15 protein-coding genes are annotated in these 12,919 nt (G+C 41.0%); 8 read left to right on the top strand and 7 right to left on the bottom strand.

Annotated features, from left to right (window positions below):
* Positions 1–88 precede the first annotated feature (88 nt).
* Both O4M77_RS00465 and O4M77_RS00470 read right to left on the bottom strand, forming a co-directional pair.
* On the bottom strand, positions 89–592 hold the full coding sequence (locus tag O4M77_RS00465) for a GNAT family N-acetyltransferase (RefSeq protein ID WP_166137500.1): 504 nt from the start codon (positions 590–592) through the stop codon (positions 89–91).
* Between the two features lie 97 nt (positions 593–689).
* The gene (locus tag O4M77_RS00470; protein WP_200229438.1) at positions 690–1,421 is read right to left on the bottom strand and encodes an outer membrane protein OmpK; all 732 of its coding nucleotides are present in this window, start codon (positions 1,419–1,421) and stop codon (positions 690–692) included.
* Between the two features lie 576 nt (positions 1,422–1,997).
* On the opposite strand from O4M77_RS00470, the gene O4M77_RS00475 reads away from it, so the two are divergent.
* The 4 genes from O4M77_RS00475 (at position 1,998) to dsbD (ending at position 5,692) form a co-directional block, all read left to right on the top strand.
* Entirely contained in the window at positions 1,998–2,366 is a 369-nt protein-coding gene (locus O4M77_RS00475; RefSeq protein WP_005232722.1) for an HPF/RaiA family ribosome-associated protein, read from the top strand.
* Between the two features lie 129 nt (positions 2,367–2,495).
* Entirely contained in the window at positions 2,496–3,038 is a 543-nt protein-coding gene (locus O4M77_RS00480; RefSeq protein ID WP_004781453.1) for an ankyrin repeat domain-containing protein, read from the top strand.
* A gap of 24 nt (positions 3,039–3,062) precedes the next feature.
* Positions 3,063–3,830 carry a transporter gene (locus O4M77_RS00485; protein ID WP_166137494.1) on the top strand — a complete coding sequence of 256 codons (768 nt, stop codon included), beginning with the start codon at positions 3,063–3,065 and terminating at the stop codon, positions 3,828–3,830.
* Between the two features lie 17 nt (positions 3,831–3,847).
* A complete protein-coding gene (dsbD, locus tag O4M77_RS00490) occupies positions 3,848–5,692 on the top strand; it encodes a protein-disulfide reductase DsbD (protein ID WP_166137491.1) in 1,845 nt (614 codons plus the stop codon).
* A gap of 58 nt (positions 5,693–5,750) precedes the next feature.
* Here dsbD and O4M77_RS00495 read toward each other — a convergent pair whose 3' ends face one another.
* The gene (locus tag O4M77_RS00495; RefSeq protein ID WP_166137488.1) at positions 5,751–6,941 is read right to left on the bottom strand and encodes a GGDEF domain-containing protein; all 1,191 of its coding nucleotides are present in this window, start codon (positions 6,939–6,941) and stop codon (positions 5,751–5,753) included.
* A gap of 264 nt (positions 6,942–7,205) precedes the next feature.
* Between O4M77_RS00495 and O4M77_RS00500 the strand changes: the two genes are divergently transcribed.
* The gene (locus tag O4M77_RS00500) at positions 7,206–7,775 is read left to right on the top strand and encodes an FMN-dependent NADH-azoreductase (protein WP_166137485.1); all 570 of its coding nucleotides are present in this window, start codon (positions 7,206–7,208) and stop codon (positions 7,773–7,775) included.
* 72 nt (positions 7,776–7,847) lie between these two features.
* On the opposite strand, the gene O4M77_RS00505 is transcribed toward O4M77_RS00500, so the two are convergent.
* Entirely contained in the window at positions 7,848–8,759 is a 912-nt protein-coding gene (locus tag O4M77_RS00505) for an alpha/beta hydrolase (protein WP_166137482.1), read from the bottom strand.
* Positions 8,760–8,914: 155 nt separating this feature from the next.
* Between O4M77_RS00505 and O4M77_RS00510 the strand changes: the two genes are divergently transcribed.
* Positions 8,915–9,352 (top strand): DUF2147 domain-containing protein, encoded by a 438-nt coding sequence (locus O4M77_RS00510; protein ID WP_004781465.1) that lies wholly within the window; start codon positions 8,915–8,917, stop codon positions 9,350–9,352.
* Positions 9,353–9,438: 86 nt separating this feature from the next.
* Here the strand turns inward: O4M77_RS00510 and O4M77_RS00515 are convergent, their stop codons facing one another.
* Together O4M77_RS00515 and O4M77_RS00520 are read right to left on the bottom strand one after the other, a co-directional pair.
* Positions 9,439–9,789: a Spx/MgsR family RNA polymerase-binding regulatory protein gene (locus tag O4M77_RS00515; RefSeq protein WP_166137479.1), complete on the bottom strand. Its 351-nt coding sequence runs from the start codon at positions 9,787–9,789 to the stop codon at positions 9,439–9,441.
* A 469-nt stretch (positions 9,790–10,258) separates the two neighbouring features.
* Complete coding sequence (locus O4M77_RS00520) at positions 10,259–11,077, bottom strand: exodeoxyribonuclease III (RefSeq protein WP_159124217.1); 819 nt, start codon at positions 11,075–11,077, stop codon at positions 10,259–10,261.
* A 41-nt stretch (positions 11,078–11,118) separates the two neighbouring features.
* Here O4M77_RS00520 and pyrE point away from each other — a divergent pair, with 41 nt between their 5' ends.
* Together pyrE and O4M77_RS00530 are read left to right on the top strand one after the other, a co-directional pair.
* Positions 11,119–11,769, top strand: coding sequence for an orotate phosphoribosyltransferase (gene pyrE / locus O4M77_RS00525; RefSeq protein ID WP_125279724.1), 651 nt, complete (start codon positions 11,119–11,121; stop codon positions 11,767–11,769).
* A 423-nt stretch (positions 11,770–12,192) separates the two neighbouring features.
* Positions 12,193–12,504, top strand: a complete 312-nt coding sequence (locus O4M77_RS00530; RefSeq protein WP_159124191.1) for a hypothetical protein — start codon at positions 12,193–12,195, stop codon at positions 12,502–12,504.
* Between the two features lie 141 nt (positions 12,505–12,645).
* Here the strand turns inward: O4M77_RS00530 and O4M77_RS00535 are convergent, their stop codons facing one another.
* Complete coding sequence (locus O4M77_RS00535; protein ID WP_166137476.1) at positions 12,646–12,840, bottom strand: DUF3565 domain-containing protein; 195 nt, start codon at positions 12,838–12,840, stop codon at positions 12,646–12,648.
* Positions 12,841–12,919: the final 79 nt, after the last annotated feature.

Raw genomic sequence — 12,919 nt, forward strand, 5'->3', positions numbered from 1 at the left:
AATAGAAAATTTTATCTATCAGTAATTTTTCTAACAGATTATTGATCCAATTAGATTAAGTTTTACATAAAAAATAAAATATTTTGGTTTAATTCAGGTTGAGTTGCATCAATACCAGATCGCGCCATTGTCCAAATTTCTGTCCAACTTCCGGCATATAACCGGTTTGTTTAAAACCTAATTTCTCATGTAAGGCAATTGATGCATGATTTTCATGGTCAATGGCACCGACCATGACATGGATAGCATTTTGCCGCGCATGTTCAATCAGCTTGAGCATCAAAGCTTTACCCAGACCTTGCCCAATAAAGTCTGCATGAATAAAGACAGAATGTTCAACAGTGTGTTTAAAGCCCTGAATGGGTCGAAATGTAGAATAATCCGCATAACCTGCAATTTGCCTGGATGCTGAATGCTCAGCTACTAATAAAGGAAATTGCTGAGCATTTAATTCATTCAGCATGTTCTGAAAATCCTGGATCGTTTTTGGCGTGCTATTCCAGGTTGAGGTTCCGTATAAGATTTCAGCATTGTAGATCGGGAGTAGATGTTCCAGATCTTGAATTTGAGCAGGACGAATAACAAAGCTCATAAGCAGATGCCAAAAAAGAAAGAGAATATCTAACCATAACCTGAATTTAGGCAATAAAAAAGCAGAACCGAAGTCCTGCTTTATTCATTCTAAAAACTTAGAAGTGGTATTTCACCAATGCGCTGACATTATGTTCGTCTAAACCTTTGATTGCATATTTATTGTTCCAAACTGAATGCTCAACACCGAAGTATAATTTGGTTTCAGGTGAAATATGTTTGCCTGCATTCCATTTGTATTGAGACGTCCAGTTCAATTCACTTGCATGATCGTTTTTCTCAGCTGTTGACCAGTCTAGGAAAGCATCTGCTAGGAATTCTTCACTACCAATTTTAAATGGAACCGCATAAGTAATGGTCATCTGATAATCATCTTCAGAACCTTTTTCATTATCAACTTTATAGAAGTTGATGTTTGCATAACTGGTATAAGGAACATCTAGAGCAAATCCAATACCATATAGGTAATTATTAAAGCCTTCACCACCTTCCCAAGTAGTAGAAATAAGTACGTCTTTAATTGGACCAGCTTCAAGTTTTTGGCCAGTGACCGCACCTAAGCTTAAACGTGGTGAAACTTCAAAGTAAGTTTCATTACCACTGAGATCATTATTAGTACGGTCAGCAAAGGCGAAGATATCACCATATTTTAAACCAGCTGCATATTCAGCCGTAATGGTTGACTGTTCTAAATCATCAACCATACCTATAGGATGTGCATAATTTTCGCCATATAGGCCTGTCAAACTAAAATCCTGCCAAACTGCTGCCTGAGTGAAAGCTGCTGTTGAAGCCAATGCACAAAGTGCCGCGATTTGTGTAAATTTCATTTAAATATCTCCCCCGAGAAAGCAGCTTAAGGATACAGATTAATAAGTAAAAATAAAGTCAAAATTGATCACTGACAGAAATATTTCATCGTCCTGAGCTGATGATAATTTGAGATATTGGGAGAAGAAGGTTTATAGGATATTTGAAGCGAGTTAAATTTTTATATTTAAATTAATTTTAAGAATTGAGACTCAATTTTGAAGCTGATTAAAGTAATTACATAGATCTTTTATGAACAGGGCAAAGACTGCTTTAATTTTGGGAAGGTCATGTGAATAGTATTTCGATTGTTCCAAATCTGGAAGGTCAATCACGATCCGGTAAGCAGTTGTCACGATCGGTTGTCCTTTTGCTAAAAAAATCAAAATATCACTTGCATATTTTCAAGAGAGGACCGATATTCGAAGTATAGGAACACGGTTCTGCAGACTCAAAAATGTGTTCATCATTCAATCTGGAGGGTTTTATCCAAAGCGATTTGAAGATTTGAAATGCAATATAAAACAGCAAGCTATACACGTGCCAAGATAAAAATTCTGCACTAAAAAGTTAAAATGATTTGAGGATGGTATTTTATGAACATTGAACTCCGTACCGATAAAAACATTCGCAATAGTGATCGTCTAATTACTTACGTTCGTACCGAATTAAATCAGGAATTTCAGCGCCACAGTGAGCGTATTACCCATTTCTCAGTGCATCTTAGCGATGAAAATGCCGCCAAAGGAGGCGATGATGATATTCGCTGCATGATCGAAGCACGTCCTGCCGGCTTGAAGCCAATTGTCGTGAACCATCATGGTCATAATGTTGATACTGCCATTCATGGTGCCATCGACCGTTTAAAACGCAGTCTGGAACATGTGATTGAGAAAAAAGATAACGTACGTAGCACTCCGCTAAAACTTGCGGAAGAAGATACGGGTACAGATCTAGAACAATAAATAATTCGCAGATGAAAAAGGCCCCTACGGGGCTTTTTTCAATTTTAGATAAAATAAACGAATGAGAACAAAACAAATCCCGCTTTATTCGGCATAATAGTGAAAAACGAATTTGAAGTGAGCTCCATCATGTTAACTGCGCAACAACAGCTTTTTGTGCAAGCACTCGAAGAACTCAATCTGGGTCAGGTCAAACAGCTTTTGGCAGATGGACTTAACCCGAATTTTATTGATCTGGAAAAAGGCCCAGTTATTTCCATCTGGTCAGATGGCCTGTTCAAATGGTGGGAAGAAGTCTGCGAAGCTTATGAAGCGGGCAGTCCCTTAACTGCTGAAGAAAAACAGCAACGTCTGGATGTACATTTACAGATTCTGGAAGCGCTGATCCAGGCCAAAGTCAATTTGCATCTCTGGGATGCTGAAGAAGTTTATGGCCCGCTTTGGGATGCGGCCAGTGCAGCCTGTGTACCTGCAGTGCAGCGCCTATTAGAAGAAAAAGTCAATCCGAACAGCAAGGATGAAGAAGGATTAACCATTCTGTCATCGATTAGTGATTTATTCTTTGATTGTGATTTTGATGAAATTAACTGGGCAGAAGCACTGGAAGAAGAAAAACAGACCCTAGAATTATTGCGTAGTCATGGCGCAAAAATGACCAAGGAATTACATTAAATTTTAAGAAAGAGCTCCAACAAGATGAAGACAACTTTAAGAATATTGGGTTTGATGGCACTGACGGGTGTCAGTGCACAGCTTTGTGCTGCAGTTGAATTTGACCGACCAGGTGAAGGTTTGGGTACCAGTACCGTACCAGTGGGTCAGTTAGCTTGGGAACAGGGTTTACCGAGTTTCTCTTATAGCGAAGCGACTGTGGATGGAAGCAAGCTGAAACAAACCACTTTAAATGCCGACGTCTTGTTGCGTACCGGTTTGACTGATGATCTGGAATTACGTTTAGGCTGGGCTGGTCCGGCCTGGTCACAAACCAAGTTCAATGGTCAGACTGAAGAGGATGATGGTTTAGGCGATGTCAGTATTGGCCTGAAAAAAGCCATTGATCTGGATGATGAAAAACTCAGTATGGCGCTGATGGCTGAAGCTATTATTGCCACAGGTAATGCTAATTTTAGTAATGAAGAAGATATTTATAGCCTGAGCTCAGCAGTTGCTTATCAATATAATGATTTGGTGAATACTGCACTGACCATGCGTTATGAATGGCAGGATAGCAACTGGGCAATTACTGCGATTCCAGCTTTAGGCTATCAGATTACTGAGCGCTGGTCAGGTTATTCGGAACTGATTTATCGTAAAGCCGAAAGTCAGAATAATGAATATGCACTAGGGACTGGCGTCATGTATGCATTGAATGATCAGGTACAACTTGATGCCAGTGTTGGGGTAGATCTGGAAGGTCAGAATAAAGGTTACTTCTCAGGCTTGGGCGTATCATTCCTATTCTAAGCTGCTCTTATTCCGATATGACCAAAGCACTACAGTTTAAGATCGGGAGAAAAGTTTTTTCTCCAGTCTTATTGGGCACAGTGTTGCTTAGTAATATTGCTCAGGCAGAAGCGCCTTTGCTTTCGCCTGAGCAGGCTTTTCCTCTGAGTATCAGTTCAGTCACTCAGCAACAGGCTGAACTTAGCTGGGAAATTCCGCAAAACTATTATCTTTATCAGCATAAGGTAGAGGTAAAGCAGGGAAGTCAGCCGATGACCTTGCAATTACCACCCGCTGAAGATCTACATGATGAAAACTATGGTCATACCCAGGTTTATTATCAGCAATTAAAAGTTCAGATTCCGACACAGGCGGGTCAAACGTATCAGGTCAGCTGGCAAGGTTGTGCCAAAGACCGGCTTTGTTACCCACCCCAAACCATTGAATTCAAGACTGACTTATCCGGTCTGGTGCAATATGAATCTACTGGCTCGGGTAATAAACGGTTACTGGATCTAAGTAGCTCTTCCTCACAGCACAATCGAATTCTGGAAAATTCTGCTGATGATCTAGAATCAGGAAATACAGACAGTAAAATCGTTGAAGTCATTTCTACACGATCCAACAGCGACTCGGCACAAGACCAGCAATGGTCTACACGTCTGGCTGAAAGTTCGCTGGCTTATGGATTGCTGTTATTTTTCGGCTTGGGCATTTTGCTGGCATTTACGCCATGCTCTTTGCCGATGCTGCCAATTCTGACTTCATTAATTGTTCGTGATAGCAAAGGCATCAAGGCCTGGATGATTGCCCTAAGCTTTGTAAGCAGTATGGCCGCAGTCTATGCGGTATTAGGCTTGATCGCGTCTTCAGCCGGACTCAACTTTCAGCGCTGGTTACAGCAACCTGCCACCCTGATGGCATTTAGTGCATTATTTGTGGTATTTGCCCTCAACCTGTTTGGCCTGTTTGAAATTAAAATGCCACAGCGTCTGACGCAACGTCTGGACCGGGTTCAGGCGATGCAGCAAGGGGGAACTCTGGTTAGCGCTGCGATCATGGGATCTGTTTCTGCCTTGCTGGTTGGGCCTTGTATGACGGCACCATTAGCCGGTGCTTTATTATTTATTTCCCAGACTCAGAACCAGTGGCAAGGCGCAGTGCTGTTGTTTACGTTGGGTTTCGGTATGGGCACCCCGTTGCTGCTGGCCAGTATTATGGGGGCACGTATTCTACCTCGAGCCGGGCACTGGATGAATCAGGTGAAAGTGCTCTTTGCTTTCATTATGCTAGCTTTGGCCTTGTATTTTATTCGTCCGCTGATTTCAGAAGCGGCATTGCAGTGGCTGTCGCTAGGGCTGGGCTTAAGCTTTGTTGTTTATGTTCTGGCACGATTATTCTGGAAAAATACCGGACTGCGCTGGCTCTATATCATCTGTTTGGCTATTGCAGTGCCTTATATTACATATAGTCAGTATCAGCATAGTCAGCGTTTTTTTGTTGAAACTGCCCAACAACAGGCGAGTTGGCATATAGCAAAAACGGCCACTGAATTTGAACAGTTATTGGCTACAGTACCGCAAGGGCAGAAGGTCATTATTGATGTCTATGCTGATTGGTGTGTGGCCTGTCAGCCGATTGAACATAAAGTATTAAAGGCAGTTGCTGTCCAGCAGGCCTTAGCCCCTTATTTTCTGATCAAGCTTGATCTTAGTCAGTATGATGCTACGCATCAGGCTTTACTTAACCGATGGGAAATTCTGGGACCACCGACCTATTTATTTCTTGATACTCAGCAGCAGGAGATTCGCAGCTTACGTTTGACTGGCGCATTTAGTAAAGCAGAATTATTGGCACAGCTACAGCTTTTAGAACAGCTCTAGCATTCACTTTAAAGCTTTTCGGGTACATGCTTTAAAGTGAATAAGGCCGATAAAAATATCAGGCTGGTTGAACTTTTAGAGGTTCCAGATAAGATTTCACTTGATTCCGTCCACTAGCTTTGGCCTGATAAAGGGCCTGATCGGCTTGGCTTAAAAGTTGCTGTGGGCGTAATTCTGGTTTTGAAATAGCAATGCCAAAGCTGGCCGTCACCGGGATCAATTGTCCTTCATCACTAAAAATCTGTAGTTGCTGGATCGCGCTTCGGCAACGCTCTGCTACCTGCTGAGCTTTCTCCAGGCTGGAATTATTCAGGACCAGAATAAATTCTTCACCACCGAACCGGCCAACGACATCGCTTTCACGCAATTGCTGGTTTAGTACCGCACTGACTTGTACCAATGTTTCATCGCCCTTGTGATGTCCATAGTAATCATTGATCTTTTTGAAATGATCCAGATCCAGCAGCACCAGGGCATAGTTAAAAGTCGCAGTACTATTTAACTGATCCAGACATTGATTAATGCTACGGCGATTAAACAGATTGGTCAGAGGATCAATCTGGCTGAGATGGTTAATTAGCTGTTCGCGATAGCGCCATTGACTGAGTAAAATCTCAAATAAAATCATGCAGACAGCAAGAATCGGCAGGATAAAATACAGCATTGATAACAGCCAGAAGCTATTATGGAAAAACTGGTCCTGAATATTAAAAAGTGGTGAATAAGGCAGTTGTTGGTTAAAGCTTAGATAGGCACAAGTTACCAGAAACAGTGAGGCCGGAATCAGCATGCTATAGACCAGTCTCCGGTGAAACAGGACTAGACCTACCGTCATCAGGCAAACATAGGCAATTGTGGCTACCGGGCTAATCACGCCTACGATATATGCATCCCGACACAGGGACACCACAAAGATGCCCACTGCCAGATAGGGAAAATATCGTTCTATCAGTGCATTGCCCTGAAATTTATAACAGGGATAAATCAGAAGAACCAGCGCCAGTAAAAATAGGCCATTCATGTGAATCTCTGAACGAACGACATCAATATGGACATGCTGCCAGTATTGCGGATGTGACAGGACAAAAAGGTCCCAACTTAGCCAGCTGATATGTATGCCACAGCCCAGTGCCAGCATCAGGATACACTTTTTCAAAATTCCCCAGTTCATCACCACTTCATCTTCGATCAGATATTTCTTGAGTCGATGATTCTGGAATTTTTGTAATACTGCTGACATTCGCTTCATACAACAGGTCTGACCTTTATTGTTATTGCTAAGTTTTTAAAAGATAGAAAAATATTGCTTTAATTATTTACAGAAATATAACATAAAATTAATTCATTGATAATCAGTAATATTTATCAAAAATTAAAAAAAAGGAGAAAAATTAAGCTAGAAATTTATTGTTCTAAATACGCAATGAAGTGTTTTATTTAAACCCATTATTTCATTATTTAAAGTTTATTAAGCTATGTCCATTCCCGAACAATGAACGGACCAGATTAAGCAATGAAAATTTTACAGATTGATGCCAGTATTTTAGGTGATGCCTCTATTTCCCGTCAGTTGACTCAAGCTATTGTGGGACAGCTTCAACAGAAACATGGTGAGGCAGTTGAGCTTGAATATCTGGACTTAGCTGCACAGCCGATTCCACATTTAACTGCCGAAATTTTGATGGGTCAGAATCTTGAGCAGGCGGCTTTAGGAGAACAGATTTTACAGCAGTACTTACAGGCGGATATCGTGGTGGTAGGGGCTGCTATGTATAACTTCGGCCTACCTTCTACTTTAAAAGCCTGGATTGACCGCATTAGTGTGGCGGGACGTACCTTTAAATATACAGAAAATGGCCCAGTGGGTCTGGCAGGTGAAAAGAAAGTCTATATTGCCAGTAGCCGTGGGGGTATTTATGGCGAACAAAGCCCAGTCGATTTCCAGGAAGCTTTCCTGAAAACTGTATTTAACTTTACTGGCGTAACTGATGTGCACGTGATTCGTGCTGAAGGCGTCAATATGGGTGATGTAGCGAAACAGCAGGCAATTGAAACTGCGATGGCGCAGGTAAGCCAGATCTAAAATTCGATAGAAAATGAATGAACAAAAAAAGGTCAGCAATCGCTGACCTTTTTTATGGCTTCTTTTAAATTTCTAGTCTTGATCCAGACGATGAGCAAATTCTGAAAGATCCGCCAGCGCTTGTCGGGCCTCTTCAAACCAGGCACTAAACATCTGAAAGTTATGCCACATCCCGGTATATATCTTGAATTCAACCTCGACACCAGCCTGTTCCGCTTTTTCCTTGAAGCGTGTGGCATCATCCAGCAGAATTTCTTTAGACCCCACCTGTATATGCATCGGTGGCAAACCACTGAGATCGGCAAAAAATGGGGAAATTTCCGGATCGCCACGATCCATTGCACTCGGTACATAATACTGAATCCCGGTTTTGAGGGTTTCAATCGACAGCAGGGCATCATGTTTCTGATTATAGCGTAGTGATTCACTAGTCAGGGTCAGATCAAGGAAAGGGGAAAGTAGAATCAGTCCACTCACCTGTGGTAGGTCTTCCTGCTGTAACTTGAGTGCCAATGCCAATGCCAGATTAGCACCACACGAATCTCCGGACAGAATAATATCCTTGGCCTGAATGCCCTGATCTAATAACAGATTATAGACATCAAATAGGGCCTCCAAAGGTTCAGGATAAGCAGATTCAGGTGCCAGAGGATAATCAATATGCAGTACTTGCATCTGGGTGCGAGCGGCAATCTGGGTCATAAAGGCACGATGGGTATTTAAGGAACCGAGATAAAAAGCACCGCCATGAATATGAAAAATCAGCTGGCTGGATTCCTGTTGCGGCTTGATTTCCTCGGCATGTATACCCGCCAGTCGGAGTGAACGGATTTGTACGGACTTATCTTGCGGAAAAATCTTGCACATCTGCTCCAGTGCGACCCGCAAGGAGCTTGGAGGAAGATTGAACCGACTAGGCGCACGGATGGTCGCTTTTAAAAGACTTTCTGTAATTAATTGTTTCGTCACGGGGCTCATCTTCATCTTCTTTCCATCTTTTTCTGCTTTTATTGATTATGTGGATTATTTACCAACAATGTTTACAAGGTTACACTAAATAGTCACAGGTAAAAATTGCAAAAATGTTGTGACTTTTTAATACTACATCGGTCTATCTCAGACTAGGGAAATGAAGAAAAATGAAAAAAATTACGCTAATGTTAGGACTACTCGGCTTATCTGCGCTGGCCAATGCTGCAGATCCTTTAAATGGTACCGTTTGGAAAACGATTGACGACGAAACCAAACAACCAAAGGCTATAGTAAAATTTACTGAGCAAAAAAATGGGACATTATCTGCAAGCATCCAATCGGTATTAACACCGGGTGAAGAAAATGCTTGTACAAAATGTGAAGGTCCGTATCACAATAAATCGCTGAAAGGTTTAACGATTGTGAAAGGCCTGAAAAATACAGGCGGAACCAGCTATGACAGTGGTTCGATCCTAGATCCAAAATCTGGTAAAACTTATAAGCTGAAAGGCAACCTGACAGATGGTGGCAAGAAGCTTGAGCTGCGCGGTTATATCGGCGTGTCTGCTTTAGGTCGTAACCAAACCTGGATTCGTGCCAAATAATAGATCATGACCGTTCTCTAAAAACTACCATAAAAAAGCCTGACAGAAGTCAGGCTTTTTTTATTCTTCCAGATCATCTGGGATGATTAGTCTTTTAGCTTTTGATAAGCGGCTTCGTCAAAACCAGCGATAAAACCAGTTGCAGTCTGTAATACCGGACGTTTGATCAGGCTGGTATGAGTAGTTAAGGCGGTAATCAGATTATCTTCACTGGCAAGGGCATTTTCCTGCTCTTCAATAGTAAGTTTACGCCAGGTGGTGCCTTTCTTATTCAGTACCACATCTTGACCTAAAGCATCTAGCCAGGTTTTAACAGTATCCGCGTCAATTCCCTGTTTTTTATAATCATGAAATTCGTAAGCCAATCCCAGTTCATCAAGTAAATCAAAAGCTTTTTTCATCGAATTGCAGTTTTTAATGCCATAAATCTTGAGCATGCTCGCTGTATCCCAAACAGTTTATTTATTGATGGCTTAGCTTAGCTGAATTTATGCCGATCGCCTATGTGTTTCCAAGAAGCTTGTTTTTAAGCAATATTTAAAAGACATGTCATTCGATTGACATCGTTTAAGAGCAGAATGGGTATTAAAAAGTAAATGGTAAAGTTTAAGAATAAGAAAAAAATGAAGGTACTGAAATGAGAAAACCCGCATCTAATCATCCTGATTATGCGGGTCTCAATACAACGTCCGTTGTCACATCCATGAAAAACAAGCTAAATCTGATAGTTTGTTTTATTTTCTTCCTACGGCGTCCTGTCCTTATAGTGTCATCCTGACATATCCCTGTGCCGTGTGAGTATCATGCGCTGTTAGGGTCTGAAGATAAACCTGAAAATACGTCATGTAGTGTAGGTAATAAACCTTAATTGAGTGAACGAATGTTCACTCAATCTTTCGGTCAGTTTTAGATTTTATAGTCAATAATCACGGGTGCATGGTCACTAAACCATTCATCTTTATAGACCCAGGCATTTACAGTACGGTCTTTCCAGTCCGGTGAGCAGGCCTGATAGTCAATCCGCCAGCCCACGTTCTTGGCGCGGGCTTGACCACGATTCGACCACCAGGAATATAGCTCGGCTTCTTTACGGACTTCGCGGAACGTATCGACATAACCCAGTTCATCATAGATATGATCCAACCATGCACGTTCATGCGGCAAGCAGCCCGATGCTTTCTGGTTACCAGACCAGTTTTTAATATCGATACGTTTATGCACGATATTGTAATCACCACAGACAATGATGGATTTGTCTTCATCGCGCCATTGTTTCAGGATCTTTTTATACTCTTCCAGAAAGTGATCTTTACGTGCCTGCGCTTCATCGCCCGAAGAACCTGAAGGTAAATACAGCGAACAGATATGTGCTGTTTTTTCTAGACCCAAGTCAAATTCTGCCGAGATAAAGCGACCTTGAGAATCGGCCAGTTCAAAACCCAAACCATCGGTAATGGAAACGAAAGGCAGACGGCTGTAAATCGCTGTACCCGCGTAACCTGGACGCTCGGCAGGGAACAGGTGGGTATACCAGCCTTCAGGCTTAAATTTATCAGTCCACTGCGCATGGGTAATCCGGCTTTCCTGCATGCAGATCACATCGGCATCAGACTGTTCGATCCACTCTAGCAAGCCCTTGCTGACAGAGGAACGTAAACCGTTGACATTAATTGAAACGACACGAAGAATTTTTTGATCACCTGGATAGCTACTCTTTGGTATCATGCGCAAGTCTTACCCTTAATTAATGGATTTAGGAGCACCTCATGTCAACGCCAGCTCAGTTTAACCCGCAAGCTTTTATCGAACTCGCATTATCACGTGGTGTGCTTAAATTTGGTGAGTTTACTTTAAAATCAGGACGTGTGAGTCCTTATTTTTTTAATGCTGGCTTGCTCAATGATGGTGAAGCCTTGTCACTACTGGCTTCTGGCTATGCTGCAAAATTAACTGAATGCGATAATGTTGAAGTGATTTTTGGACCAGCTTACAAAGGTATTCCTTTTGTGGCGGCTACAGCAGTGGCGCTGTCTCAAAATCATGGCGTAAGCGTGCCATGGGGTTTTAACCGTAAAGAAGCCAAAGATCACGGTGAAGGTGGTGTGCTGGTCGGTGCTTCAGTGGAAGGGAAAAAAGTCTGGATTATTGATGATGTGATTACAGCCGGTACTGCGATTCGTGAAGTAGTCACCATCCTGAAAAATGCTGGTGCGCAAATTGCAGGTGTACTGGTTGCTCTTGATCGTCAGGAAAAAGGCCAAGGTGAATTATCTGCTATTCAGGAAGTACAAAAAGAACTGGAAATTCCAGTACATGCACTAATTACCATGAAAGATTTAATGAATTACCTAGATGCAAAAGGCGATAGCGAAGCATTGGCGAAAATGGAAGCTTATCGTGTGAAATACGGAATCTAAAACCTGATTCACCAGATAAAAAGTAAAGCCTTAGTAATCTAAGGCTTTACTTTTTATGGGAAGAAAGATTCTGTTCAGGCGACTGTATTTAAAAGAAATATAAATAATAAGATAGAAATTCTGATCTAGATAAACTTTAAATTTGATAAGTTATATTATCTTCTTCAAAATTAAATTTTATATAAATATTCTTCTCAATATATAAATCTTGATCAAAATTATTTTATCTAAAAAGAAAAATATTTTTAAAAGAAACTCATTAAAGCATGAATTAAACCTCATAAAGTCTCTTTACAAATAAAATGAATAAGGTAGTTATGGTCATTGTTTACAAATTGTAATCCGCCTATATTGAAATAAACATTACGTAATTAATTATAAGAATTTCATAATTTTAATTGATTTAAAATAAGAGTACTAGGAATGGATTACTGGAACAGTGTTTTATTTATATCGATTATAACGGTGGTAGGTTTAGCCATTATTGTCATGCTGGTAGGCTACAAGATGTGGAAAAACTTGGTGGTGACTTTACTGATCTCTACAACGATTGGCTTTCTGATTATATGTACTATTAACTTTATCTTTGGGGAAAATCTGAATTTGCCCTGGATTCCTGATCAGAGCTGGCATCATAAGATCACTTTGGAAATTGCCCTGATGAGCTTACTGATTGGCGGGGTCAGTACCTTTATTATTATGCTGGGAACCATGATTTCGAAAAATAATCGTTAAATCATAAAATTAGATGTATTTAGTTGAAAGATAATGCATTTATAAGCAAGGTATTATTATTTTTATTCAGGTTTTAATCAATTTTCTAAACGAGATAAAATACTCAGGGTGAGTATATATACTGATTTGATTTAGAAGATATTAATACTCGTGTATTTCACATTTTTTGCAGTCCAATAAGACGCCCAGTTTTTCTTTACGGCCTTGTTCGGTCATGACCCAAGGACGGTTTTGCCAAGGTGGATCATGCCGCACATGCTGACCATGACCACAGGCCAGTTCAGCGACCCAATGATTTTCTTCATCCAGATGAAAGCCGACAATTGCCTGCTGCATGATAAATGCTCTTGTTGATTAAAGTATTTAAGCATTTATACAAAATTAGTCATGCAAAATCACCATAAACAAAAGAAAC

Source organism: Acinetobacter sp. YWS30-1 (assembly GCF_033558715.1).
Classification (GTDB): Bacteria; Pseudomonadota; Gammaproteobacteria; order Pseudomonadales; family Moraxellaceae; genus Acinetobacter.